Origin of the sequence: Zooshikella harenae (genome assembly GCF_018837975.1) — a bacterium.
GTDB classification, from domain to species: domain Bacteria; phylum Pseudomonadota; class Gammaproteobacteria; order Pseudomonadales; family Zooshikellaceae; genus Zooshikella; species Zooshikella harenae.
On the sequence record NZ_JAGSOY010000040.1, the window covers coordinates 17,214 to 43,981 of the forward strand.

A 26,768-nucleotide genomic window follows, 5' to 3' on the forward strand; every position below is an offset into this window, starting at 1 on the left:
AGCAATTTACGCATGAGAATAGGCAGTTTCAGAAGTTTGCTCAGTACGCGCCACAACAACCCGTCGTCGTCGATAACGCTTATCCAGCACTGCTAATATACCGCCCAATGCCATAATTAAAGCGCCAAGCCATATACAACGCACAAAGGCTTTATAATGAATACGTACCGCCCAAGCACCATCACCCAGTGGCTCTCCCAGTGCAACATAGAGGTCTCGTGTTAAGCCTGGGTCAATAGCCGCTTCAGTCATCATTGAGCGCTGTACTTCATATCGACGTTTCTGAGGATGCAAGGTTGTGACATGTCCACCCTCAAGGGTTGTAACCTTAATTTCTCCCTGATCTGCTTCGAAGTTTGGACCTTTTACACGTTGAGTCCCCATAAAAGTAAAGGTCAACCCAGACAGCTGTAATTGGTCACCAGGTGCCATGCGCAAATCACGCTCCTCACTGTAAAAGCTGGTTAACACTACACCAAGAATACAAACAGCAAACCCAATGTGGCCCAAATGCATTCCGTAATAACTTAAGGTCAATTTCCGCAGCCCTTGCCAAGTGGATGACTGATTTCTTAATTTGCGGAGAACATCAGTCAACACCGACAAGACAATCCACAGGACAACAACCAAGCCAACCCATACAGGTAATAACCAACCTTGTGTATGCCAAACACTCAGGACCGAGCCCAAGAGTAATGCACCTAACAAAGCCCAACGCAAATAGCTAAACAATTGCAGCATTCGGCTTTGCTTCCAGTTAATGGTAATACCAATCCCTAATAACAGTGCGAGTGTGACCATAAGCCAAGGAAAGAACTGGTTAAAATAAGGTGGGCCAACAGATAACTTGCTACCTGAAAGGGCTTCCGCAAGTAACGGATACAAGGTACCCACAAGAATCAATGCTGTGGCAATGGTTAGCACAATATTATTCAGCAACAACAGTGTTTCTCTCGACCACAGCGAAAATTGAGTACTACTCTGTACTGCAGGTGCACGAAGCGCGTATAACAGAAGCGAGCCACCCACAACTAACAGTAAAAAGGCTAAAATAAATACGCCTCGTGCTGGGTCCGTGGCAAATGCATGTACAGATGTTAAAACACCTGACCGAACTAAAAATGCACCTAGAAGACTCAAAGAAAACGTTGCAATGGCAAGAAAAACTGTCCAGCTTTTAAAGACACCACGCTTTTCAGTGACCGCTAAAGAATGGATAAGTGCTGTTCCCATCAGCCAGGGCATAAAAGAGGCATTTTCGACAGGGTCCCAAAACCACCAGCCCCCCCAGCCAAGTTCGTAGTATGCCCACCAACTACCCAGCGCAATACCTACAGTTAAAAAGCTCCAGGCAATTGTCGTCCAAGGACGAGACCAACGCGCCCAAGCAGCATCAAGGCGCCCACCTAATAATGCCGCAATAGCAAACGCAAAAACCACAGAAAATCCAACATAGCCCATATACAACATAGGTGGATGAATAATCAGGCCAAAATCCTGTAATAGAGGATTCAGATCGCGACCATCGATAGGGGCATGAGGCAATAAACGTTTAAATGGGTTTGAGGTAAATAATAAAAAAGCTAAAAAACCAACACTACAAAGCCCCAGGATACTTAATACCCTAGCAACCAGGTAACGCGGTAGACTTTGACTAAAAATAGCAACAGCCAGTGTCCAGCCCGCAGTCATCAAACACCACAACAAAAAAGAGCCTTCGTGAGCACCCCAAATTGCACTTATTTTATAAGGCAGAGGCAGTAGACTATTAGAGTTTTGAGCCACATAAGCCACTGAAAAATCATCAGTAGCAAAACAGTAACCTAAAGCAATAAACGCAATTAACAGAAAGCCAAATTGACCCACGGCTAACGGCTTTCCCATAGCAATCCATAACTCTTGTTTTAGCAATGTGCCAATCAACGGTACTATCGCCAGCACCAGCGATAAGCAAAATGCAAGAATAACGGCAAAATGACCTATCTCAGCAATCATGATTTGGTCTCCACCATTAGTTCGTCGCAGCGGCGGGAGAAGAAGAATAATCAGGGTGGCCCGCTTGCTTTAGCGCGCCTTCTACTTCTGGTGGCATATAATTCTCATCATGCTTGGCAAGCACCTGATCAGCCATTAACTCACCTGATGCATTCAGTTTACCAACCGCGATTACGCCTTGTCCTTCTCTAAATAGATCAGGCAATATGCCTGTAAAATGAACCTTTATTATTGCCTGACCATCCGTAATCGAAAACGTATTCGCTAAAGATTTGGTATCACGCTGGTGAGAACCCACGACAACAAGGCCACCGCCACGAATTGTTTTATTAACGGGTGCTTTCCCTGCAGCCAACTCAACAGGTGAGTAAAAGTAATTCATGTTTTCATCTAGCGCGAGCAGTCCTAAAACAGCAGCCAGGCTCGATCCAAACACAATATACAATACGATCCTCAAGCGATTTTTTCTGACTGGGTTCATTGTTGCTGAGCCTCCCGTCTTAACTGACGTAAGTAGCGCTGTTTAAAACGTTTTTGCTGTGCAAGTGGCGCCCAAATATTGTAAATCATGACCACAACAGCAATACCATAACAGCTCCATACATAAAGGCCATGCTTGCCCATTGCCCAAAAATCGGCCCAGGATTCAAAATACATGATAAGTCTCCTTTAGCCTTGATCAGCGCTTATTGCTCATCAACGCTTTTACCCAACCTGTCTTATGCTCTCGATGTAATATTTCTGTCCGTAACCTTAAAAGTAAAACTACGGTAAAAAAACAATAAAAACCTGCAAGACAAATAAAAAGTGGGTAGTACATTTCAGCCGGCATGGCTGGCTTTTCTGTTAACTTAATTGATGCCGTTTGGTGCAGCGTAAACCACCAATCAACAGAATATTTAATGATGGGAATATTGACCAGACCAACAAGGGCTAACACAGCAGATGCGCGCGCCGCTGTTTTCATATTATCAATGGAAGCCTGCAGTGCCATAAATCCTAAGTACAGAAACAATAAAATCAACATGGATGTCAGTCTGGCATCCCACACCCACCAAGCTCCCCAGGTTGGCTTCCCCCATATGGCACCTGTTAGTAATGCCAATAACGTAAAAGAGGCACCAATTGGAGCACAGCAGCTTGCTACCAGCTCAGCCATTTTCATTCGCCAAATGAGTCCAACGCCACCGGTAATGGCCATCAACACATAGGTCGCTTGCGCCAAAAAAGCCGCTGGTACATGAATAAAAATGATGCGGTAACTATTACCTTGAAACCGTTCTGCAGGGGCAAAAGCTAAACCCCATACCACACCTGTCACCAATAACAATATGGTGAGAATAACTAACCAGGGTAACCAGCGACTGCTAATCTCATAAAACCACTTGGGTGACCCAAGTTTGTGAAACCACGTCCAATTCATTTATTTAAACTCTAAACTTTTCCAGGCTTATCCCGAAGCGGTAATTCTTAACCCTGCCGCAATAGCAAATGGAGCCAACGTTAATCCCAATGTCAGTAACACAGCAAGCCAGAGTAACTGACCATCAGCGGGTAGTCCCTCACTGGCGGCAACGACAGCTCCCGTGCCTAACAACAGCACAGGAATATATAAGGGTAAAATAAGCAATGATAATAACATGCCACCCCGCCGAATGCCGACCGTTAGTGCTGCACCTATTGCACCTAACAGACTCAGTAACGGTGTTCCCAAAGCAAGACTGGCTATCAGTGTCATATAGGCTTGAGATGGCAGAGATAGCATCAAAGCAAGCATTGGCGCCAATATCAGTAAAGGTAAACCAGTCAAAAGCCAGTGCGCGCAAACTTTGGCAAGAACATGCATAAATAGTGGTTGTGGCACGACTAACAACAAATCCAATGCCCCATCTTCATAGTCGCCCCGAAACAAAGAGTCCATAGCCAAAAGCGTTGCTAATAAAGCTGCAATCCATATAACACCTGGAGCAAGCTTGGCTAAAAAATCAGGATCAGGAGAAATACCCAGAGGAAATAGCGTGACAACAATTAAAAAAAACAAGGGTGGGTTAATCAGCTCAGCCTGTCGTCTAAAACCAAGCCGCAAATCACGGCATAGTGTTACCCATACAGCAGCTCCAGGACTCACCAGCATAGGCTTTACTGTTGAGGCAGGCGCGTTAATTTCACTCACCATAATCAGCGATATCCAGTTTTTTAATGAAACCATCTGGCACATTTAGTTGGTGGTGTGTTGTTAATATGATAGATCGACCCTGACTAGCCTGTTCTGCTAGCAAAGCTTCAAGATGGTGAACCCCATTCTGGTCTATTGCCGTAAAAGGTTCATCCAAAATCCATAGTGCCTGATGACTTAGGTAAAGTTGGGCTAGTGCAACCCGTCGCTGCTGACCCGCCGATAAACTATAACAAGGAACATCTTCATAACCGTATAGGTCTACCGCAGTAAGCGCATTTTCTATCGCTTGCTCAGATAATGATTGATACCACCCTTGAAGCCAACGCAAATTCTCAATAGGCGTCAGAGGGCCTTTAATACCTGGAGAGTGCCCAAGATACAACTGTTGCTGTCTGTACTCAGGTAATACACGTTGTATCAACTCACCTGCAAACTTAATCTCACCTTCATAATCTTCTGTAAGCGTAGCCAAAATGCGTAGTAAAGAAGTTTTACCACTCCCATTTGCACCTGTTACTTGAAGAATCTCTCCGGAGTTAAGCGTAAAGCTCAGTCCATGAAATAACAGACGTTCATCACGCTCACATACTAACTGGTTGACGCTTAAAAACTCAGTCACGACAGGTTAACCATCTCAGCTAAAATTACCCTAGCGCAGGCTAAGGTACGCTTATCTCAATGTCTTCTACCCCCTCTTCTCTGAAGGTACAGTTTCTCAGACCTACGCAAATAGTCATCTCATTCGCAGAGATAGAAGACTTGATATGTTTTTTGATAGTCATGGCACCCTAGGGTGTACAACACATAACGCACAATGACGATGTAAATTGCTCGCTATTATACCGATCTGATGTAGATTGCAAATATTTGACATATATTTACGCTTTATTTACGGACACAAGCAAAAAAATAACTGTTATTTTTACGGGAAAATTGATTATTTTATGCAAGATCAATGTTATATCCACAACGAATGGTTTATAAGGGCAGCCGTCAAGCGATGAAGCCCCAGAAACTTATATACAAAAATCATGCATGAAGGATATAAGGTTCTACAACCTAATCAAGTGCTTCTAGTGCTCAGTGTATTCACCCACTAACGACAGAGAACATGTCAATGTTCTCAGCTACCTCACTGACTCTAAAAAACACAGGATCAACCATGTCATTTGCCAAGCCTGTTATTCGTATCATTGGTATTGTTCTGCTGTTACTTGCAGCCTTAATGCTAATGCCCATAGTCCTTCTAGCGGGAAGCCAGGACTGGAAGGTATTTGTTATGTGTTCAGCGATTACAGCAGGCTGTGGCATTCTTGCGATAGGCGTTTGTCGAACCCCAATTAATCGTCTTAATCCAAACCAACTCTTCCTGCTAACGGTTTTTAGCTGGGTTGTGGTCAGCTCATTTGCTTCCCTGCCGCTTATTTTGGTAAAGCAGGGGCTAAGTGTAACGGATGCGATTTTTGAAACGATATCAGGTATTACCACCACAGGCTCAACCGTCATCAGCGGCTTAGAACATTTACCACGAGATATTTTGCTGTGGCGGTCCATTCTGCAATGGCTGGGTGGGATTGGCATTATTGGTATGGCGGTAGCCATCTTACCTTTTCTGCGTGTCGGGGGCATGCGGCTATTCCAAACAGAGTCTTCTGACTGGTCAGATAAAGCCCTACCCCAGTTTCGTGAGGTCGCAAAAACCATTGTATTACTGTATTTAACCCTCACAGTTGTCTGCGTTCTCTGTTATCGATTGGCAGGCATGGACTGGTTTAATGCCTTGAATCACTCAATGACTACAATCTCTACAGGTGGTTTCTCAACCTCAGACCAGTCTATGGGGCAGTTTGCAACCCCAATCATTTTATGGATAAGCACATTGTTTATGGCATGTGCTGCTTTACCTTTTACAATATTGGTAAGATTTTGGCATAGTCATGACTTTCGTTTACTTAATGACCAGCAAATAAAAGGCTTAATTATCTCGTTTGCTGTTCCATCAGTCATGTTAGCTATTTTTTTGGCTCAACAAACCGACACCAGCTTTGTCCAAGCGATTACTGTTACTACCTTTAATGTCGTATCGATCATTACCACAACAGGTTATGCCTCAACGGACTATACCCTTTGGGGTGAGTTTCCTATTGCTGTTTTCTTTATTATTACATTCATTGGCGGATGTTCTGGCTCTACCAGTGGTGGCATAAAAATATTTCGTTTTCAAATCTCCTGGTGCTTAGTTCGTGAGCAATTACGCAAGCTTGTACATCCTTATGCTATCGTCAGTCGACGCTACAATAATCGCAAGCTAAGCGATGACATTATTGCCTCAGCGGTAGCCTTTGCCTTTATCTTTTTCTTATCACTTGCTGTATTTACTATTTTATTGTGCTTATTAGGCGTTGATTTACTAACCAGCCTAACGGGTGTTATCACTGCTCTGGCGAATGTAGGCCCAGGACTAGGTGATACTATTGGACCTGCAGGCAATTTTTCCAGCTTACCTGCAGGTGCTAAATGGCTACTAGCCATAGCAATGATTCTTGGACGCCTGGAGCTGTTGAGCGTACTAGTGGTATTCTCTCGTGATTTCTGGCGTCGCTAATGATGAATCTGTTTCCACCTCAGTGGCTTAACCACCCTTATTGGTTAGCATTAGCCACCCCCATTTTAGCCACACTGTTGGCGACGGTTGTAGCAAACTATTTGCCTATTGCGAATGTGTCGCTCATATACTTAACGGCGGTGTTACTCACGGCTCTCCATACCCACACCACACCTGCAATTTTGTGTGCACTCATAAGCTTCTTGACGTATAACTTCTTTTTTATGAGTCCACGCTTTACCTTAGAGATGATCCATCAAGAAGAAATTCTGACAGTCAGTTTTTTTCTATTTATTGCACTCGTCGTTGGTCGAATTGGTGGACGCCTACGGCAGCAAATGTTGCTACTACACAGCAATGATAAAATGCTGCATCACCAACTCCAGCTTGCCCAACACTTGTCGTCTTGCCTATCCCAACAAGCGGTTCTTGATACTTTATGTCAACATATTAACCAGGTACTACACGTCAACTGTCAACATTATTCACCAGACAGCCCACCTTCTTTGGGGCCAGCAGCAAAGAATGCTTTTCAAAATGCCACCGAACACGCTCAGCCTTGTGGTGCTGGTGCTTCTAGTTTCAGCCAAAGCCCGCATCTTTTTTTTCCAATACAAGTGGATAGCGTGATTGCTGTACTCATGATCTCAGCAAAAACAGATTCATCACCCTTTCCCCCGACCACTATTCTCATCCACACTTTTGTTCAACAAGCAGAACAGGCACTTCGCCAGTGCAATTTGATGAATAGCCTGCAGCAAGAAAAAATGAACAAAGAGCGAGAGATGTTACGTTCAGCGCTACTGTCTTCTGTGTCTCATGATTTACGTACCCCACTTGCAACCATGATTGGTTCCGTAAGCACGTTACAAGCCTTTCACCAGCAACTCAGTGTTGATGACCAGCAAGAACTCCTGACTGCAATTCTAGAAGAAGCTAAACGGTTAAACCGTTATGTTCAGAATTTATTAGATATGACCAGAATTGGACATGGTGAACTTAAGCTGGAAAGAGACTGGGTCACCATAGAAGATATCATTAATGTCACGCTAAAACGGACCAAACCACTCTTACATCAACAACAAATCCATGTCACAGGAATTCAGCCAACACCACTGCTTTATATTCACCCCGCCTTGATTGAACAGGCACTATTTAATGTGGTTGAAAATGCTATTAAATTCACTCCAGAGGGTGGTGCAATTGAACTGCAAACAGCATTGCAAGAAAACACGTTAATACTGCGCGTAATCGATGAAGGACCTGGCATTCCTCAGGATGAACGAGAGCAAATTTTCGATATGTTTTATACCGTGAGTAGAGGTGATCGTAAACCACATGGCACGGGTTTAGGCCTAGCGATTAGTCAAAGTATTCTGCGAGCCCATGGTGGCTTTATTGATGTCACTGATCCCCTCTCCCCTCACAATGGTGCAGCCTTTGTATTCCATATCCCACTCCCCACTCAACAACCTACAGAGGAGCCTGTCGATGGCGCGGATTCTGATCATTGATGACGAGCCTCAGATACGCCGTTTTTTGCGCATCAGCCTGCAGTCTCAGCAATATGAAATTGTTGAGGCTGAAAATGGACAGCAAGGCATTAATCTAACTGCAACAGAGCAACCCGATTTAATCGTACTTGATTTAGGCTTGCCTGACATGGATGGACAAATGGTCCTTCAGGAAATACGACAGTTTGCTCAACAGCCTATTTTGGTACTTTCTGTAAGGAACCAAGAGCATGAAAAAGTCATGGCCTTTGATCATGGTGGGAATGATTATGTAGAAAAACCCTTTGGCATTAAAGAGTTCTTAGCCCGCGTAAGAAACCTACTGCAATGTTTTGCCAACGTATCAACCCCCACTGTTGAGCATCAGCAACAAGGCCTATACATTAATTTTGCCTCAAGAAAAGTGCTGGTTAATGACCAACCTGTTCACTTATCTAAAAAAGAGTTTGCATTACTACAAACACTCCTTAATCACCAAGGGCGTCTGGTTACCCAACAGTATTTACTTAAAGAACTATGGGGAGAACATCATATTCATGATACGCATTATTTACGTATTTTTATCGCTCGGCTCAGACAAAAGCTGCAAGATAACCCCATAGAGCCACGCTTTATTGAAACTGAGCCAGGGATTGGGTATCGCTTTATTGGAAAGGACTCAGAAAGTGAACTGTCAGCTAACCGCTAACCTATGTAGTTCATATCGTTTGGCATGACATTAACAACAAACATCAAATAACCAACATATTAATGTCTGCTATATGTAAGTTACCTGCCACTAATGATCAAAGGTCAATCACTAATAGCGCTTCTGGCTCATCAGCCAACACGTTACGGATAAATGGCTTAACCTGCTGATGCTCGGGGTGAGTCAAATACACATCACGCGTAGTTAAATCTTCAAACATCATATAAAAGCCATGGGTATAACCTTGGTGCTTACCTTCAGGACTTGTGTTTTTATTAAACTCAACCTGCTGTAGACCTGGTATTTTACCAACTAGGCCCTGTAGTGCCGCTTCAAGTTGCCGAAAATCTTCCTCAGTCACTGTGGACTTGCATTTCAACAATACAATATGACAAACCATATGGTACCCTTATTATCACTTCATCTTACTCATGCAATAACACCATACCACTCCAACCTTGGGTTATCATCGTTTTATTATCTTAATTGAGCATATTCTTGCTTTAGCTGTTCAGCTTTACGACGCTCAGCACGTGCTTTTTGTTTTAACAAACTTGCCCGTCGATTATCAAAGCGCTGATAAACTGTTATTTCTCGCGCTTGCTGTTCATATTCCCTGGCTTTACGCTCACATTCTACAATCTGCTGCTTGAGTTTATTCATCCTGATGGTTAACTCTGTCATGTCAGCCGTCTGTCCTTTTTTTCGCAAATAGTCTGCTCGATGCCTATCTCCATGGCAGATAACACTATGGTAAAAACAATGACAAAAACAATACCAAGGGTAATACGCTAACCTACCCATTAGCTGATTGCTCTACCACTAATTGCCGAATTAATAATAGAACCTGACGAAACTGTTGCTTGCTAATTTCAATAGGTACATGTTTTTCGCCCACACAGGTTAACATTAGCAGCCAACTAAAACTTTTAGCTAATGTCTGATCGTTAACCAATTGGCTAAACATGTTGTGTAAAAATGCCATTCGCTCCTGATCAACACTATGCTGATGACTTGCTGCATAACTACAGTGTTGTGCCCAAGCACGTATTGCCATTTCCAACATCAAAGCATCAATTCCCTGGAGCTGTGGTATAATTGTTCCTACATCCCGACTACTGGCCATTCCTACTAATACTTCATCTAAACAAGCTAAAGGGGACAAATGACGTTGCTGTAACTCACGGATACTTCGGGTAGCAATATGTTCTCGCCAATAACTCAGTAGCTGCTCAGTAAAATCATGGCGACTCTTAAAGTGATGGTAAAACGACCCTTTGGTAACCCCAAGCAACAATAACAAATGATCAATGGTTAATTGGTTATGTCCTTTGTTAACCAAAATACGAAACCCTGCGTAGAGCCAATCTTCATGTGTCGCTTTAGTCATACCTTATCTATCCACTCACCGAAAGATCTTACTATCATGCTGAACTCAGCAAGAATGATTGCATGAAAATAAAAACATACGTTATAGTATGGTAGAAAACCATGCATCATACGCTATTTTGACAAAACTTAAACAGAGACCCTTTTTAAGAACATCTGCGCTTATTGAGTATGGTTACTCCCTAAAATGTTATCTGTTCTTTGTCTATCAGCGACTTAAGCAACTAAGTCTCTAAATCGCTGTCGCGAAGGATAAATAGACTTTGGGACATTTTTGAAACTAACCACACATTGTGAGCTTTTTTCATCTGGCTAATGATTAGCCCAATCTGCTTTAGCACGATCTCCTGGTTAACCTCATTAATTGGAGAAAAATACTTTGCGAGAGTGCATAGATAGAGCAACCGACACTAAATAGTTAATCTTACGTTTATTACTGCTCACAATGACAGAAAAAAATCAACGATGAAGTACACCGACAATCACTTTATAATGGACAATTAGCGCTATTCATTCACTCATAAAGCGTACATAACGTTACGTATAATAAAACTGTATACAACATGGGTTATTAAAAACTCCATAAATTTAATATTATTTATAAATGGTATATGCCTGTTTTCAGGTCATTGAAGTCACTAACACTTAAGCAAGGAATTCTTCATGTTTAAACGCATGATGATTGTCATTATCATATTACTAATTATATTTGGTGCTATTTTTGGCCTGAAATACCAGCAAATAACTGAAGGTATGGCAGCATTTGCTAACTATACACCCCCTCCTGTTACTGTCTCTGCAGACAAAGCAAAGTCACAAAACTGGCAACCCTATTTAAACTCAATTGGTACACTCACCGCCGTCAATGGTGTAGAGGTAAGTACTGAAGTCGGAGGTACAATTAAAGAAATATTATTTAAATCAGGGGAAGATGTTTCTCAAGGCCAGATCTTAATCAAAATTGATGATCAAGTTGAGCAGGCAGACTTAAAACGTTTTGAAGCACAATTAAAACTGGCCAAAATTAATTACGAACGTGATCGGACGCTCCTGGCTAAGCGGGCAATTCCTCAAACTACTTTTGATCGTAGTAAAGCAACCTTAGAAGAAGCCGTTGCCAGTGTAGAAAGTACTAAAGCAGTTATTGCGAAAAAAACGATTCGTGCACCATTTAATGGAAAAATAGGTATTCGTATGGTCGACTTAGGAGAATATGTTTCTCCAGGAACACCTATTGCCACCCTTCAGGACACTAATCCTTTATATGTTGATTTCAGTTTACCTGAACAGGATTTCCCTAAATTAGCAACTAATCAAACAGTTGAATTTACGGTTGAAGCACATAATAAAGATGTCTTCCGGGGGAAATTAATTGCAGTTAACTCAAAGGTTAATGAAGAAACACGCAATCTGTTAGTTCGTGCCAGTGTCAGTAATGAACACGATAAACTCTTACCTGGTATGTTTGCTAATTTACGTGTTTTATTACCTACGACCAAATCTGTCATCACAGTTCCTCTCACCGCTATTACCTACAGTTTATATGGCGACTCAGTATTTTTAATTAAAGAGGATGGAAAAGCTGAAGATGGTAATCCCTTACTCACTGTCACACGCCATTATGTCAAAACAGGTGAAGAACGAAATGGTGATGTGGCCATCCTTAGTGGTCTGGAAGCTGGAGCTCAGGTGGTCACCTCTGGACAATTAAAGCTCAATAATGGTACCCGCATCATTATCAATAATGATGTTGAGTTGTAGGCAGGAGCTACACCATGCATTTTACTGATGTTTTTATTAAACGACCGGTGCTGGCCACTGTCGTGAGTATGATGATTTTATTATTAGGTTTTAAAGCTTTTGAAACCCTCAGTATTCGACAGTATCCCAAGCTCGAAAATGCTGTTATCAGCATTACCACCACCTATCCTGGTGCCAGTAGTGATGTTATTCAAGGCTTTATTACCACACCGATCCAACAGGCTATCGCCAGTGCAGAAGGTATTGACTACATCACGTCAAACAGTCAACAAAGTGTATCTTCGGTAAAAGCGAATCTTAATTTAGGGTATGACGCTAACTCTGCTTTAACTGAAATTATGGCAAAAGTGGCTGAAGTTCAAAATGAACTACCTGAAGATGCTGACAAACCTGTAGTCGCCAAAGAGTCTGCACGAGGTACAGCCTTACTGTATATGAGTTTTTACAGCGAGGAAATGAATAACGAGCAAGTAACAGATTACCTAACACGTGTCGTACAACCAAAATTAGCTACCATTGAAGGAGTTGCAGAGGCGGAAATATTAGGTAAAAAAACCTTCGCTATGCGTATCTGGCTGGACCCTGTAAAAATGGCAGCCCACCAAATTACAAGCGAAGATATTAACCAGGCAATCCTCACCAATAACTTTCTTTCTGCCGCAGGTGAAACAAAAGGTGAATTTATTGTTACAGGCGTCAATGCCAAAACAGATTTAACCTCACCCCAAGCCTTTAGCAATATTGTTATTGCCAGTCGTGCAGATGTGCTTGTGCGTGTTAAGGATGTCGCTCGCGTCGAATTGTCTGCTGAAAACTTTGACTCCTATGTTGCCTTTAATGGTATTCAGTCCGTTTATATGGCAATCAGCTCAACACCTTCAGCAAACCCTCTGGAAGTCATTCAGCGTGTACGAAACAAATTACCCGAAGTCAAAAAACAACTTCCTTCTACTTTAAAAGCTGATGTTGTTTATGACGCGACTCGCTTTATCGAAGCGTCTATCAATGAGGTGGTCAATACCTTGGTTGAAGCCACAGTCATTGTTATTTTTGTTGTATTCCTGTTTTTGGGGGCATTACGCTCTGTCATTATTCCGGTTGTGACAATCCCGTTATCCATGGTAGGTGTGTTATTTTTCATGCTTGTCATGGGTTACTCCATCAACTTGCTCACCCTGTTAGCCATGGTACTGGCTATTGGCTTGGTGGTGGATGATGCGATTGTCGTACTGGAAAATATTCATCGTCATATTGAAAAAGGATTAAGCCCTTTTAAAGCGGCAATATTAGGTGCACGAGAAATTGCCATGCCTGTTGTTGCCATGACGATTACCTTAGCAGCAGTATATGCCCCAATTGGATTCTTGGGAGGGCTTACGGGTAAATTATTTACTGAGTTTGCCTTTACCCTGGCAGGAGCAGTCATAATCTCAGGCATTATTGCTCTGACGTTATCTCCTATGATGTGCTCCAAATTATTACAGGATTCCAGCCATGAGAGTAAATTAGCCGCTAAATTAGATCAACTCTTTGACCTACTTAAACAACGCTTTCAACGCTCTCTTGCCAGTATTTTACAATACCGTGCGCCAACTGTTGTATTTGCGATGGTTATTTTATGCAGTTTACCTGTCATGTTTTTATTCATTGAAAGTGAACTTGCACCAAACGAAGATGAAGGCATTGTGTTTATTTCTTCGTCATCACCGCAGTATGCCAATATTGATTATATGAATGCATACACTAAACAGTTTGAGTCTATTTTTAGCTCATTCCCTGAGTATGACAGCTCTTTTTTGGTCAATGGTATGGGCAGTGTCAATAGTTCTATTGCAGGCATGATTCTCAAACCCTGGAATGAACGTGAGCGCAGTCAGCTGGAAATACAACCTCAACTACAGCAAAAATTAAATGAAGTTGCCGGCTTACAAATTTTTTCATTTAACATGCCACCACTACCTGGCTCAGGTGAAGGTTTACCTGTTCAGTTTATTGTGAATACCACCGCAGACTATCGGACACTTCATCAAGTCACTGAACGAATTTTAGCTGAAGCCAGAAAAAGTGGTAAATTCATGATGATCACCAGTGATCTCAAATTTGATAAGCCCGAGCTGCAAGTCTGGATTGACCGGGATAAAGCCGCACGACTTGGAGTAAGTATGGAGGCTATCGGTAATACATTGGCCACCATGCTGGGTGAAGGCCGAGTAAACCGGTTTACCCTTGATGGACGAAGCTACAAAGTCATTCCTCAAGCCGATGCTTTATCACGTATTGATCCCAGTTGGCTTAAACGTTACTACGTAAGAAACCAGAAGAATGACCTTATTCCACTAAGTACGGTTATTACGACTAAAAAAATCAGTAAACCCAATCAGCTTAAGCAATTTCAACAGCTAAATGCTGCTACTGTCCAAGGTATTGTTATGCCAGGTGTTGCCTTGGGTGATGCATTGGCATTTTTGAATAAAACTGCTGATAAAGTATTTCCACAAGGGTTCAGTCGAGATTATTCGGGAGTATCGCGCCAATTTATGCAAGAAGGTAACGCATTACTGATTACCTTTGTCTTTGCGTTAATTGTGATTTATCTGGTGCTTGCTGCACAGTTTGAAAGTTTCCGTGATCCCTTTGTCGTTCTGATCAGTGTACCGATGTCAATCTTTGGGGCATTAGTGCCACTCTTTTTGGGTGTCAGCACAATGAATATTTACACCCAGATTGGTTTGGTGACACTAATAGGTCTGATCAGTAAACATGGCATTCTCATTGTGGAATTTGCCAATCAGTTACAAAAAGAACGTGGTTACAGTGTTCATCAGGCGGCTCTGGAAGCTACGGCAATTCGGTTACGTCCAGTACTTATGACCACTGGTGCTATGGTACTGGGTGTCGTACCACTCGTGTTGGCGGATGGCGCTGGAGCTATTAGCCGTTTCAATATTGGCCTGGTTATAGCAACAGGTATGACTGTTGGTACATTATTTACCTTATACATTGTACCCACTATGTACACCTTCTTTGCTCGCAAACACCAAGAAGACATTGAGACCGATGATTTAGTTGCACAACCTGCCACTCACTCATCCTAACCTCAACTTCAAGCTTCACTGATAGAATCTCAGTCTATTAGTGAGGCTTTCTTCTACTGATCCCACCTTATTACTAAAGCCAAAAAGCACAGCCATTGAGCTACCCAAGCTATACTCAGTCAACTAGACTAGAAAGGATTAGGGAACCCCTCACGGCTAAAATTTACTTATCATCATGGCAGAAAAGACAGTTTTATTGGCTCGACAACCTATCTTTGACACACAAAAAAAAGTCAAGGCCTATGAGTTATTATTTAGAGACCAGAATGATCATCAAGCCATTTTTGAAGATGGGAATGCCGCCACATCCAACTTACTGGATAGTGTTATTGGATCATTACAATTAGAGGATGTGATTGGTGATGTTCCTGCCTATGTAAATTTCACTCATCAGCTCTTATTTAGTCCACCAGTCATCGATAAAAACCGTTTTGTCATAGAAGTGTTAGAAGATATTATTTTCGATGAACAAACTGTTGCTGCAGTAAAAAAGTTACATGATGAAGGTTTTACCATTGCCCTTGATGATTACCAGCATAGTGAAGATAAACCTTCTGTCCTACCCTATGTTGATATTGTAAAAATTGATGTATTAGATACCTCAAAAGAAGAAATCCCCCAAATTCTGGCCGAACTAAAAGCATACAACGTAAAAACCCTGGCCGAAAAAGTTGAAACCTATGGCATGCTTAGTTTTTGTCGTGAGGCTGGTTTTGACTTATTTCAAGGGTATTTTTTATGCAAGCCCGAACAAATTCATGGTCACCGGCTTGAGTCTAATAAAGCGATCGTGATGCAGCTGTTAGCAAAACTGCAAAATCCTGATGTAGAAGTCTCTGAGTTAGAGTCCATTATTGATAAAGACCCTACTATTGCGATCAAAATATTAAGACTTGTAAACTCCGCCTATTACCGCCGAACAAGGACTGTTGAAAGTATTAAGCAAGCCATCACGATGCTTGGTATTACCCAAATACGCAACCTTGTTATCATGCTTAAACTAAGCACCCTGGTGGATAAACCCAATGAGCTCATCGTTCTGGCTTTACAAAGGGCTTTGATGTGCCAGCTGATGTCTCGCCATATTAAAGGCAGTGATCCTTCTCAATATTTTCTGGTAGGGTTACTGTCAATGCTCGATGCCTTTTTTGACCAAACGTTAGAGAGTGTCTTATCAAGTCTAGCTTTACCCTCTGAACATATTGATGCCGCATTACACTATAAAGGCATCATGGGGTTTATCCTGTCAACCACAATATTATATGAACAAGCTGCTTGGCAAAAAATTAACTGGGGACGACTACTCCAACTCAACATTAGTGATTTTACTGTTCGAGACGCCTACCTTGCTAGTTTAAGTGCTGCACACCAGCTGCAAAAACTGTAAGCTTATCCCTTTTATATAAACACACTTTATATGGACAAATTATGTGGGCAATATTTGCGATATACCGTTTTGGTTATACAACGACAAGTTCGCTAAAAGTCCCCTATCGCTTTTATTAAAAGCATCTTTGTAAAAAAAACATAAAAAGTTTTTTCATGTAAAAGAGGTCTTTTCAACTGTGGAATCATCAGCACCCACCTTAATTGATATTGGAGTCAACCTTGCGGATAAATCTTTTGCTAATGACAGAGAAGAAGTACTTGCAAGAGCAAAAAAAGCTGGGGTTAAAACCCTAATTATTACGGGTACCTCGGTTAATGGCAGTGAAAAAGCTCTGGAACTTGCAAACCAATATGATGATACATGTTTTGCCACCGTAGGTATTCACCCCCATGATGCCAAACAGGCAAACGCTAAAAGTATTAACCAACTTCGCTCACTAGCAACCGATAAAAAAGCAGTAGCCTTGGGAGAAATGGGCCTGGATTTTAATCGAGACTTTTCACCTCGCCCCCAGCAAGAAAAAGTATTTATTCAACAACTTGAGCTTGCTTGTGAGTTAAAGCTACCCGTTTTTTTACACGAACGAGATGCCGATCAGCGTATGCAAGCCATTCTAAAAGACTATCGGGATCACCTTATTAATGGCGTTATTCATTGTTTTACTGGACAGAAACACGTGTTGTTTAACTACCTGGATTTAGATTTGCACATCGGCTTAACAGGTTGGATCTGTGATGAACGGCGTGGACAACATCTCCTAAAGCTTATACCAAGTATTCCCAGCAACCGACTTATGGTTGAAACTGATGCACCTTACCTTTTACCAAGAACACTAAATCCTAAACCAAAGTCTCGACGCAACGAACCAGCCTTCTTACCTGAAGTAGTAAAAACCATCGCTGACGGCCAACACACTGATTATGCAAGGGTTGCTAACGAAACCTGGCAAGTGACTAAGTCTTTTTTCCAATTACCTCTCACTGCATAAACCAAATTTAAATACTCTATTTTTTTGGAGAAACAATATGCGTTTCTCCATTTTTTAATTTTTTTCTCACTAATTTCAGTATTTCTATCGCCTTTTGTTATTAATTAAATTTATTATCAAGTTAATTAATAACTTAAGCTGGTACAAACTTACCAACACTCCCATCATTATCAATCTGATCAATATCACACTATAAACAAGATAAAAAATACATATTTATCGTTAACCGTTTATCTTTATTATGTTGATTCACCTCACGAACAAAGTTTTTTTGTGACAAACTTCAAGTCATACTATTGTTTCAATGAGGTAAATTTCTCTCCCACAACTCAGCGTCAATAAATTAAAAAAAGGTATTACTGCCAACACAACCATTAAATCCTATGCACCAAAATAAATGGTTTTGTTATTTGTTTTTTTAAAATTAATAAATAACAAAGTCACGTTAACGACGTTAGATTAGGGAAAAGAGGATAGTTATGAACGCACTTGGTAAGGCACTGCTAAGTCCAGTGGCTTTTGCTGTAGCATCGATATCGACAGTTGCTATTGCTGAGCCTGTTGTCATCGACGTAATGGCTGTATATACCGCCAATACTGAAAAAAGTAATGATATGGCTGCACGTCTCAATGCACTGGTTGAATACGCTAATCAAAGCTATATCAACAGTAAAATCAATATGCGGTTACGCTTAGTACACCACAGCGCGTTACCCGCTAGTGAAGGTTTTGGCGATGTCATTGGTGATGGCGACCTGGAAAAATTAAAAAATAGCGAATATGTTGCTTCACTTCGTGCACAATATGGTGCTGACTTTGTATCATTAGTTGGCCCAGCAACAGGCTATTGTGGTTTAGGTTATGTTGGTATGGGCGATGAAAAAACCAACAAACTCTACAGTTATGCCAAATCTTATGCCTTCAACTGGGTAAATATTAAATGTACTAGCTCTTATGCCCACGAATTAGGGCATAACATGAGTCTTGGACACTCTTATGCCCAAAGTAGTAAAGGAGGTGTTTACGACTGGGCACGCGGTCATGGTGAAAATAATATTTTCGTAACAACAATGGCCTACCAATCAGCCTACTCAAGTGGTAGCTATGTACCTCGTTTACAATATTTCTCTAACCCCAATGTTTATGCATGTAAAGGCTTAGCCTGTGGTAAACCAATCACAGACAGCAAATCAGCAAATGCCTCTGAAGCACTAAACCGCTTAGCTACTCAACTGGCTGATTTTATGCCAACCAAAGTTGTTGATGAAACTTCCTCAACAACAACTGAAACGACAGAAACCACGACAGAGACAACGACCACTGAAACCACCACGGAAACAACAACAGAAACTACAGTCACTAAAACTGCCTGTAAAAAACAACCTGTTGCAGACAACCTGGTTAAAGATGGTGATTTCAATGAAAATAGCACTCGTTACTGGGGCTCTACTTACGGGGGACAGCTAGCAATCTCTGAAGTCACTAACGACTGTATTGACAATGTTTTACATGCTAGCAATGGTCGTTACAGTAATGGTGCTTATCAGCCTATCGAAGGTTTACAGCTCAATACTAACTACGACTTTTCCGCTAAAGTCAAAATAGATAGCACTGCAAATGTTCGCCGTGACGTACAGGTCTTTCTCGTTATACCTGGACAGCGTTATAAAACCATCAAAGTAGCATCAGTTACTGATCAGGAATTTACGGTTATTTCTGAGCGTATCAATATTGAAGAAACCTCAACATTGACCTCATTAGAAACCGCCTACCTGTTCATTCATTCACCCTATAGTGATACAGGATTGTTGATTGACGAAGTTAAGCTAACCAAGTCCAGTGAGCAGCCAAAACCTGTAGTGCCAGCATCATTACTCTACAGTGATTTTGAAAATGGTTTACAAAGTTGGGGAGCCGCTTTCCAAAGCTCAATCCAATTAGCCCCAATATCAGCAGGAACAGGCTATAACAGCTTAGCTGTTACTTACCGCCCTTACTGGTATTCTGGTGCACTGTATGATGTTAAAGGTATCATCAAGTCAGGCAAAACTTACACTATCTCTGCTGACTTCCGTCTTGATGCAGCCTCTACCGGCACTCAGTATGCTGATATGAGACTGTACTATATTGATGATGCTGGCCATCACTGGGTAGTCATCAAGCGTCAACCAACAGCTGCTGGCCAATGGCAAGCAATCAGTGGCGATATTACCTTCAAACCTGTAGGTCAGCTTCGCTACGAAAAACTCTTCTTCTTTGGCCCTAACGCTGGTATTAAATTTAATATCGACAATGTCAAAGTTGTAGAGAAATAATAAGTGCAATAAAAAAAGGGGCATTCCATGCCCCTTTTTTTATAACTAAATAAATTTAAATACTAAAAAAATATTTTTTCTAACACACCTAAAAATCACTTACTCCTATATTCGACTATACTGTTTGCAAGCATCTTATAAATACTGAAAGGCAAAGTATTTACAGACGTTATTAGGCTAAGTTCATCAGCTCTAACACTCCATAAAGTAGTTCCACAAACACCCTTTTTTACATCTCTTAAGAGGTGCCACCATGTCTAAACATTTAACCACTGCCGTTGTTGCCTTAATTGTTGGTGCAATAGCCGTTATCATTTTTTATCAACCCAGTGACGACTCAGCAATTCCAAAACCAGTAGCTCAAGCTCCAGAAACAAAAGAGCAAACAACCGTATCGTCACAAACACAACCAACGCAACAACAAACAGAAACGACAGTCGCTACTGCAAAACCAGAACAGAACTTAAAAGAGCTAAACCCTATTAATGTCGCAGAGATAGATCCAGCGCTTATGCAACAAGGTTCAGTTGATTACGGTCCCATAAAAGCGTGGGAAATTAACGACCAACAGCCCATCGTTGAAGAAAATGGACTTCATGTCGCTCATGCTCAAATAAATACAGGTGTCATTGAAAATTTTGCCGTTGGCCAAACACTTACCCTACCATTACCTCATATTAATGATGTGGTTGATATGAAGCTTACCAGCACACGTAACGCTCTCGATGATGTAAATGTTTGGACAGGTCAAAAAGTCAATGGAGAAAGCTTTGAAACAGTATCTATCAGTCGTGGCGCAAAACAAACGTATATGACTGTTGCCACTGCTGCGGGTGTGTATACCGTGACAATTGATAATCAATCAGGTAATACTACAATTATTGATGACTCCGAAATTACTTACCTAAATTCTCAAAAAGGTACTGATTCAGTAACGCCAACCGCAATAGAGGAAGTTCCCCCAGAAAATCCAAGTTAATACCTCCCTTAAGATCCAGCGTTAAAGATGAAAAAGACCAGCTAACAAACTGGCCTTTTTCATCTTAGGAACGCTCAACAACGATCGTTGTTCCACCAAATGGAGATGATGGGGGGTCGACAAACTCTTGATTAATCCAGCGAGCATCCTCAGGAAACAAGCGAACACAACCATGGCTTGCATTATAACCAGGTACATAGGGTGAGCCATGCAATGCAAACCCACGGAAAAAGAACATGCAGTAAGGCATAGGTGCGCCACCTTTGCCTATAGGATATTTGGAAGACTTACAACTAGAACCTAGTTTACGTTTTATCGAATAAGTTCCTGTCACCGTTCGACAAGGACGTTTTACATCCGGACACCAATCCTTGCCACCAGACAGCGGTCCCCAATGAACTAAATTACCTTCCTCATTATATGCTCCCCATGCTAATACATTTAAATTAACCACTATTAACTTTTCACCTGAGTTAGGTATTTGCGGCTTAAATGGAGAAATATCCATAACCGACAATGTGTGAAGCTCATTTGGGACAGCAAGTTTCATTCCTGGACGCAACCTTACATTCATACGATTAAATCGCTGAATCAAATCGCGCCGCGCCGAATCAGGAAAAAGGGAATGCCAACTATCGCCATGCTTTACTTTGTAACAGGTAATTGTCTCATAGCTACAAAACCGTTCTCCGTAATGTGATTTACTAGCAAATAATGGCGTAATACAAAACTGTGCTGCAATAAACACTGCCAATGAACCCACATAATTCTTATTCATGACAGTACACCTTTAAATACGACTAATTTTACAACTCAATAGAACTTAACTTTAATATTATAGATCATTCATTTTGTTCTTTTAGAAACAAAGTTATCCCTCCAATTTTTTAAACGCATTGCGATCGGGTGCTTCTTCATAAGGAATCACACGAAACAATTTTCTCACAATAAAATTCACAGAGGGCAACCGGTGACGAGCCCAGACAAAAGTAGAAGATGGTTTAGCCCCTAAACCTGTTTTAGGCTCAGATGCCGTTCTTCCAAAAGAGATTACTTGACACCCCATGCTAATCCCGTGCTCTACCACTAACTGCAGCAGTCTAAAGTAAATGGGAAATGTTTGGTTAATTTGTGCATCAAACCCTACATAATACCCCTTAGCAATATCACCATCTTTTATTGTTGTAACAAAGCCCACAACCTCATTATTGAGTTTAATAATCGAACAACAAAAACCTTCATCTAACGCATCAGCTAAGGCTGAAAAATAACCTTTTGGTAATGTGGCTGGCCTGACTTCTGCTCGCTCTTCCACTTGTAAATACAAACGATGAATAATAGCCTCATAAGGAGCTAAATCAACGATTCGCAGATCAGTGATATTGGCCTGTTGAAGCGTTTTTATGACTTTTTTTATTCGGTTCCGATATTTTGAGGTCAATAGCTGCAAGTATTCATCAAACGAATCACAGTTCTGAGAGAGTTGTAACACCATATCCGGGTCCGTTTGTATCTTTCGATAACTGTAACGCTCCATAACCATAGAAGCCTCCAGCTCATTCTCATTGAAATCCTTAACTATCGCAAAATTAACTGATCCATTTATTTTCTCACCACGACGAATCCGATACATCAGTTCCGCAGCAATACGCCACCCTTGCTCAATAGAAAGCTCATCACTAAAAGCAAGCCCATGCAAACCATTAGATACCAAATTACCACAGACTAATACACGTTCTTGATAGCGTTTAATGACTTGTTCTTTTAGTTTTTTGTCAGGTAAAACTAATTGTTCACCTCCAATAACAGCAATTTGAAAAACAAATGCCGCGATGGGTTTTCCCTCTTGATAAGCTAGAGCATAGCGTTGTTCGGTATTCTCAGGACTATAAGCATCTAAAACCCGTAAGTAATCGATGCTCATAAATACTGATTTATTCTTCGTTATTTCATTCCAGTCATCTTTTTTTAAAAAATTGATATTATCTGCAATAACATATTGGTACCCCAATGACGTATATCTTTCCTTATGACGTAATTTTTTATCTTTCAATAAACGAAAGGTATCCTTCATATTTTTTCCTTCTACCAACAGTCATTATCGAAGCAGTATAAATTTTATGTTTTATCGTCAATATTATTCAATAAAAAAGCCGAGCATTGCTCGGCTTTTTTATTTACTTAACTTACTATTCCCACGAAATCGTAGCACTACTTGTTGGTTTGACTGGAGCTGATCCATCATCATCAACAACAGAGCCTTCCACAGTATTAGTATGTGGAACAGTATTCACCTGCGCATCAAATGTACAGCTATAACTATCTCCTGGCCGCGTTGCAGGCTGCAGCTGCTGAGGCACAATACATGATGTATTTTTTATACTGCCTTGTATTTGTGTAATATCGCCAAACTTATCATCTATTAAACTATTCACTGTTAATGGCTCAGCATCAGAGTCATTTGAAATAGTCACTGTATATGTCACCAATGCACTGCTTACAACTTTTGATAAACTAGCAGCAGGTGGTACATTGCTAATATTGACTGTTGCATCATCCATAGCAGAAACAGCTTCACCATCATCATCAATACCTTTTGCTTCAGCAACATTAGTAACAGAGTCATGCCCATTACCACTCACAACACTGGTCACAAGACAAGTGTAACTGGCACCAGCCGCTAACGTTTGAGGCAAGCTACAGGTTCCTTGTCCATTAAGACCACCCAGTAAGTTATCAGTAAGGCTATTAATTGTTACTGAATCAACACTGGAGTCGTTCGACACAATATAGGTATAAGTAACCTTACCTCCTGGCTCATATACTTGATCAGGATTAGCAGTTTTCACTAACGAAATAGCTGATGGTACATTCTGTATGACCACTGTTGCAGAATCACTTGCAGCCACAGCATTACCATCATCATCACTTCCTGAAGCGGTTACGGTATCAGTCTCAGCATCACCTGCATTCCCAGTCACATGCATGGTAAAAGAACATGTATAAATCGCACCTGGTTGGATTGTTTGCGGTGTACTACAGGTACCCAAACCATTCAAATTACCATAAATATTGTCAACCAGCTCAGATAGCGTTACAGGATCACTACTGGCACTGCTTGCGTTATTGACTGAAACAGTGAAAGTAACATTACCACCGGGTTCAATAAGCTCTGAGGGTGATACTAATTTACTGACTACAATTTCGGGTAATTCATCAAGTAACGTAACTGTTGCACTACTTTGTCCACTTAAACTATTACCATTGTCATCTGTCCCCTGAGCAGTAACCGTATCCGTCTCTACCATACCAGCATTACCCGCTATTAGTGCTGTAAACTGGCATGAGTAGGTATCTATTCCACCTGGGTTTCTATCATCTGATGGAATTGTTTGAGGTGTACTACACGTGGTATTGGTAATATTATCATGGCCTGACTGGGTAATATCACCATAAATATCGTCAACTAATGAATTTAACGTCACATCATTATTTGGATCAATACCTACATTTGTTACAGCTACTGTAAACGTAACTTCTCCACCTGGTTCTTTTAATTCTGCTGGATTAACTGTTTTATTAACTAATAACTCAGCGGGAGGCACATCAATCGGAATATTAAACGTCTCATCACACTTACACTTAGAGGGTGAGCCAGGAAAAGCATCGGTTGGTTTAACACAAAGCTCATTAGCACCCGCTTGTCGCCAGCTTGTACAATAAGGAAGATTTAACTTTCCATCTTTATCAGGGTCGATACATACTGCAGTTAAGGTGATTGTTGGATAAAGTGGGTTATGATCTGGCTTGTCAATATCACCACATGTGTCTTGAATACCAGAAGGATCAGTCGTGCCTGGAAATGGATCATTAGTACCATCCAAATCAAGCCATGGTGGATTAGGTTGATAAGGCAATGTCGAAATACTGCAGCGCCCACTTTGGGCCCCATCATTATTTGGATCACCATCTGAAACAAAGTAAATACCAATATCATGCCGCTCTTTTGCAGAAGCCTCCACCTTAAAGGTTGCGGTAAAAGATACGGTATCGCCCTGATACGCACAGCCATCATCCAGTATTTGTAATTGAGGTGTGCCATCTGGGTTAGTTGCAACCCCTGCTACTCTTACATCGTTTGCAGAACATTGAACAGAAAACCCTGCCGTCTCTTCTATACAAAAAGCTTCTTCAGTATCCAATGCAAATACTGTCATTGAACTGCTGGCAACAAACAAACAACATAAAAAAATGACAGTATTTTTATCAAAGAGAGATAAGTTTGGAGTAAAAAATGGTCGTAAAAGTATGTTTTTCAAAGACATAACCACTCCTTGTTATGCAAAACAAGCAAATAGTGCTTGTTGTTTTTAAGACATATAAAACTTTACAGCTTTGCAAAAAAATGAACTCTAAATAATGCTCAATGCCCGTTTATTTCTAGCACTTCTTAGCTAATAAGCAAATAACATGTAAGATATTTCCATATATTAAGTCATCCTTTAACTTACACTATACCAATCACCCGATTAATTGATGCCTGTTTTTTCTGAATTTTTATTGACAACAACATTCTAAAAAAATATTTCTTTTTATCGATACCCATAATGTCAGAAAAAGTATCTATTTAATAGCCCCATAACCTCCTCATACAATTTATACAAACGTTAGTTAAATTCGATATACCTTAACACTTCTAAGACAACCTATTGGGTTACAATATTTTTTTGAATATTAACCCAAAAAAAATCACTAAATTTCCGAAAGCCAAACTATTAATCAATCATAATTACGTAGCATTTTAAAATGACTACACTATTAACTAGTAATCGTACTCATTAATGAATAATCATATGGAACGTTTATACACAATAAAGCATTTAATTTTGATATTACTCACTTTATTGCCAACTCAGGTTTTAGCTGCCAACAAACCAAATACCATCATTCTGTCAGTGATGGATTATCCTCCTTACCATAGCCGAAGTATGGAACAAAATGGCCCCATTCCCCGCATTATATCTGCAGCCATCAACATTTCAGGTTATACTCTTGAACTCAAATTTGTACCATGGAACAGAGCCATTGAAGAAGCCAAATTTGGGGAAAAAGTAGATGGTATAATGGGAGTTTGGTATTCAGAGGAACGCACCCAGTATTTTTTATACTCGGATCCAGTGATGACAAATAAATGGTCACTCATTAAAAAAAGAGGAACAACTATTGACCTAACATCAAGTGACTACAGACTTGGTACTGTAAGAGGCTACTATATTCCTGAATCAGTCAAAAAAAAGGGCTATGATATTGATCTTGTAGCTGATGATGAAAAAAATCTACAAAAACTTTTTTCAGGCAGAATTCAACTTACTCTTTTAGATGAAAACTATCTTAACTATTTAATCAAAGTCAAACACCATCGCTATAAAAATGCCTTTACTGTTATCAATCCACCTGTAGCAATGATGACTCAATATATAGCCATTTCAAAAAAAACAACAGCACCTCAACAAAAAATCTTTATTATCAATTATGGATTAAAAAAGATAAAACTGTCAGGCACTTTTGACAAAATCATAAAACAAGATGGTATTAACAACTAAATTTAATACTACCTATTTGCTAATATCGCCTGCTATTACGCAGTTTTTTTCATTCTGAGCATCTCTAGTTGTCGGCTACGCATTTTTCTTAATAATTCTTCAGCAGGCAAGAAATCTTTTGCCGCTGACTGCGTTAATAGACAAATAGCCTCATTACGAGCATTCTCCGCGCTAATTTTACCAATCAACATTAAACTAGCAACTGTATACATTGCTTCTGTATGCCCTTGCTTAGCCGCTTTCTGTAACCAATAAAGCCCTTCTTCA

Annotated in this window: 23 protein-coding genes; 10 read left to right on the plus strand and 13 right to left on the minus strand. The window is 40.7% G+C overall.

Annotated elements, in window-relative coordinates:
* Positions 1-6: 6 nt before the first annotated feature.
* The 6 genes from KCG35_RS15755 to ccmA are packed head-to-tail and all read right to left on the minus strand — an operon-like array spanning position 7 to position 4,793.
* Entirely contained in the window at positions 7-1,995 is a 1,989-nt protein-coding gene (locus tag KCG35_RS15755) for a heme lyase CcmF/NrfE family subunit (protein ID WP_215820751.1), read from the minus strand.
* Between the two features lie 16 nt (positions 1,996-2,011).
* Positions 2,012-2,476 (minus strand): cytochrome c maturation protein CcmE, encoded by a 465-nt coding sequence (ccmE, locus tag KCG35_RS15760; protein WP_215820752.1) that lies wholly within the window; start codon positions 2,474-2,476, stop codon positions 2,012-2,014.
* Positions 2,473-2,652: a heme exporter protein CcmD gene (ccmD, locus tag KCG35_RS15765; RefSeq protein ID WP_215820753.1), complete on the minus strand. Its 180-nt coding sequence runs from the start codon at positions 2,650-2,652 to the stop codon at positions 2,473-2,475. Before ccmD ends, ccmE begins: the two co-directional genes overlap by 4 nt.
* Before the next feature lie 22 nt (positions 2,653-2,674).
* Positions 2,675-3,418 carry a heme ABC transporter permease gene (locus tag KCG35_RS15770; RefSeq protein WP_215820754.1) on the minus strand — a complete coding sequence of 248 codons (744 nt, stop codon included), beginning with the start codon at positions 3,416-3,418 and terminating at the stop codon, positions 2,675-2,677.
* Between the two features lie 27 nt (positions 3,419-3,445).
* A complete protein-coding gene (gene ccmB, locus KCG35_RS15775; RefSeq protein ID WP_230409209.1) occupies positions 3,446-4,129 on the minus strand; it encodes a heme exporter protein CcmB in 684 nt (227 codons plus the stop codon).
* A 31-nt stretch (positions 4,130-4,160) separates the two neighbouring features.
* On the minus strand, positions 4,161-4,793 hold the full coding sequence (ccmA, locus tag KCG35_RS15780) for a cytochrome c biogenesis heme-transporting ATPase CcmA (protein WP_215820755.1): 633 nt from the start codon (positions 4,791-4,793) through the stop codon (positions 4,161-4,163).
* Between the two features lie 543 nt (positions 4,794-5,336).
* On the opposite strand from ccmA, the gene KCG35_RS15785 reads away from it, so the two are divergent.
* Genes KCG35_RS15785 through KCG35_RS15795 form a run of 3 tightly spaced genes read left to right on the plus strand, consistent with a single transcriptional unit; the run spans position 5,337 to position 8,981 of the window.
* Positions 5,337-6,779 carry a TrkH family potassium uptake protein gene (locus KCG35_RS15785; RefSeq protein ID WP_215820756.1) on the plus strand — a complete coding sequence of 481 codons (1,443 nt, stop codon included), beginning with the start codon at positions 5,337-5,339 and terminating at the stop codon, positions 6,777-6,779.
* Positions 6,779-8,293, plus strand: coding sequence for an ATP-binding protein (locus KCG35_RS15790; RefSeq protein WP_215820757.1), 1,515 nt, complete (start codon positions 6,779-6,781; stop codon positions 8,291-8,293). Before KCG35_RS15785 ends, KCG35_RS15790 begins: the two co-directional genes overlap by 1 nt.
* Positions 8,271-8,981, plus strand: coding sequence for a response regulator (locus tag KCG35_RS15795; RefSeq protein ID WP_215820758.1), 711 nt, complete (start codon positions 8,271-8,273; stop codon positions 8,979-8,981). The genes KCG35_RS15790 and KCG35_RS15795 overlap by 23 nt, the downstream gene beginning before the upstream one ends.
* A gap of 97 nt (positions 8,982-9,078) precedes the next feature.
* On the opposite strand, the gene KCG35_RS15800 is transcribed toward KCG35_RS15795, so the two are convergent.
* The 3 genes from KCG35_RS15800 to KCG35_RS15810 all read right to left on the minus strand — a co-directional run bounded on the left by KCG35_RS15800 (position 9,079) and on the right by KCG35_RS15810 (position 10,371).
* Positions 9,079-9,381, minus strand: a complete 303-nt coding sequence (locus KCG35_RS15800) for a Dabb family protein (protein ID WP_215820759.1) — start codon at positions 9,379-9,381, stop codon at positions 9,079-9,081.
* Positions 9,382-9,458: 77 nt separating this feature from the next.
* Positions 9,459-9,785, minus strand: coding sequence for a hypothetical protein (locus tag KCG35_RS15805; RefSeq protein WP_215820760.1), 327 nt, complete (start codon positions 9,783-9,785; stop codon positions 9,459-9,461).
* Positions 9,778-10,371, minus strand: a complete 594-nt coding sequence (locus KCG35_RS15810; RefSeq protein WP_215820761.1) for a TetR/AcrR family transcriptional regulator — start codon at positions 10,369-10,371, stop codon at positions 9,778-9,780. The genes KCG35_RS15805 and KCG35_RS15810 overlap by 8 nt, the downstream gene beginning before the upstream one ends.
* Before the next feature lie 662 nt (positions 10,372-11,033).
* On the opposite strand from KCG35_RS15810, the gene KCG35_RS15815 reads away from it, so the two are divergent.
* From KCG35_RS15815 to KCG35_RS15840, 6 genes are all read left to right on the plus strand, one after another.
* Complete coding sequence (locus KCG35_RS15815) at positions 11,034-12,131, plus strand: efflux RND transporter periplasmic adaptor subunit (RefSeq protein ID WP_215820762.1); 1,098 nt, start codon at positions 11,034-11,036, stop codon at positions 12,129-12,131.
* A gap of 14 nt (positions 12,132-12,145) precedes the next feature.
* Positions 12,146-15,226 (plus strand): MexW/MexI family multidrug efflux RND transporter permease subunit, encoded by a 3,081-nt coding sequence (locus KCG35_RS15820; RefSeq protein ID WP_215820763.1) that lies wholly within the window; start codon positions 12,146-12,148, stop codon positions 15,224-15,226.
* A 175-nt stretch (positions 15,227-15,401) separates the two neighbouring features.
* Positions 15,402-16,613, plus strand: a complete 1,212-nt coding sequence (locus KCG35_RS15825; RefSeq protein WP_215820764.1) for an EAL and HDOD domain-containing protein — start codon at positions 15,402-15,404, stop codon at positions 16,611-16,613.
* Positions 16,614-16,791: 178 nt separating this feature from the next.
* Positions 16,792-17,604, plus strand: coding sequence for a TatD family hydrolase (locus tag KCG35_RS15830; protein ID WP_215820765.1), 813 nt, complete (start codon positions 16,792-16,794; stop codon positions 17,602-17,604).
* A 479-nt stretch (positions 17,605-18,083) separates the two neighbouring features.
* Entirely contained in the window at positions 18,084-19,919 is a 1,836-nt protein-coding gene (gene mep72, locus KCG35_RS15835; protein WP_215820766.1) for a biofilm-associated metzincin protease Mep72, read from the plus strand.
* A gap of 253 nt (positions 19,920-20,172) precedes the next feature.
* Positions 20,173-20,898, plus strand: coding sequence for a protease inhibitor BamI-like protein (locus tag KCG35_RS15840; RefSeq protein ID WP_215820767.1), 726 nt, complete (start codon positions 20,173-20,175; stop codon positions 20,896-20,898).
* A 64-nt stretch (positions 20,899-20,962) separates the two neighbouring features.
* On the opposite strand, the gene KCG35_RS15845 is transcribed toward KCG35_RS15840, so the two are convergent.
* The 3 genes from KCG35_RS15845 to KCG35_RS15855 all read right to left on the minus strand — a co-directional run bounded on the left by KCG35_RS15845 (position 20,963) and on the right by KCG35_RS15855 (position 25,223).
* Positions 20,963-21,676 carry a L,D-transpeptidase gene (locus KCG35_RS15845; RefSeq protein WP_215820768.1) on the minus strand — a complete coding sequence of 238 codons (714 nt, stop codon included), beginning with the start codon at positions 21,674-21,676 and terminating at the stop codon, positions 20,963-20,965.
* 93 nt (positions 21,677-21,769) lie between these two features.
* Positions 21,770-22,972, minus strand: coding sequence for a GNAT family N-acetyltransferase (locus KCG35_RS15850; RefSeq protein ID WP_215820769.1), 1,203 nt, complete (start codon positions 22,970-22,972; stop codon positions 21,770-21,772).
* Positions 22,973-23,087: 115 nt separating this feature from the next.
* Positions 23,088-25,223: a CLIPPER-2 domain-containing protein gene (locus KCG35_RS15855; protein ID WP_215820770.1), complete on the minus strand. Its 2,136-nt coding sequence runs from the start codon at positions 25,221-25,223 to the stop codon at positions 23,088-23,090.
* A gap of 528 nt (positions 25,224-25,751) precedes the next feature.
* Between KCG35_RS15855 and KCG35_RS15860 the strand changes: the two genes are divergently transcribed.
* Complete coding sequence (locus KCG35_RS15860) at positions 25,752-26,501, plus strand: transporter substrate-binding domain-containing protein (protein WP_215820771.1); 750 nt, start codon at positions 25,752-25,754, stop codon at positions 26,499-26,501.
* Positions 26,502-26,536: 35 nt separating this feature from the next.
* Here the strand turns inward: KCG35_RS15860 and KCG35_RS15865 are convergent.
* Positions 26,537-26,768, minus strand: a 232-nt coding sequence (locus tag KCG35_RS15865) for an SEL1-like repeat protein (RefSeq protein ID WP_215820772.1), incomplete at its 5' end; no start/stop codon positions are given.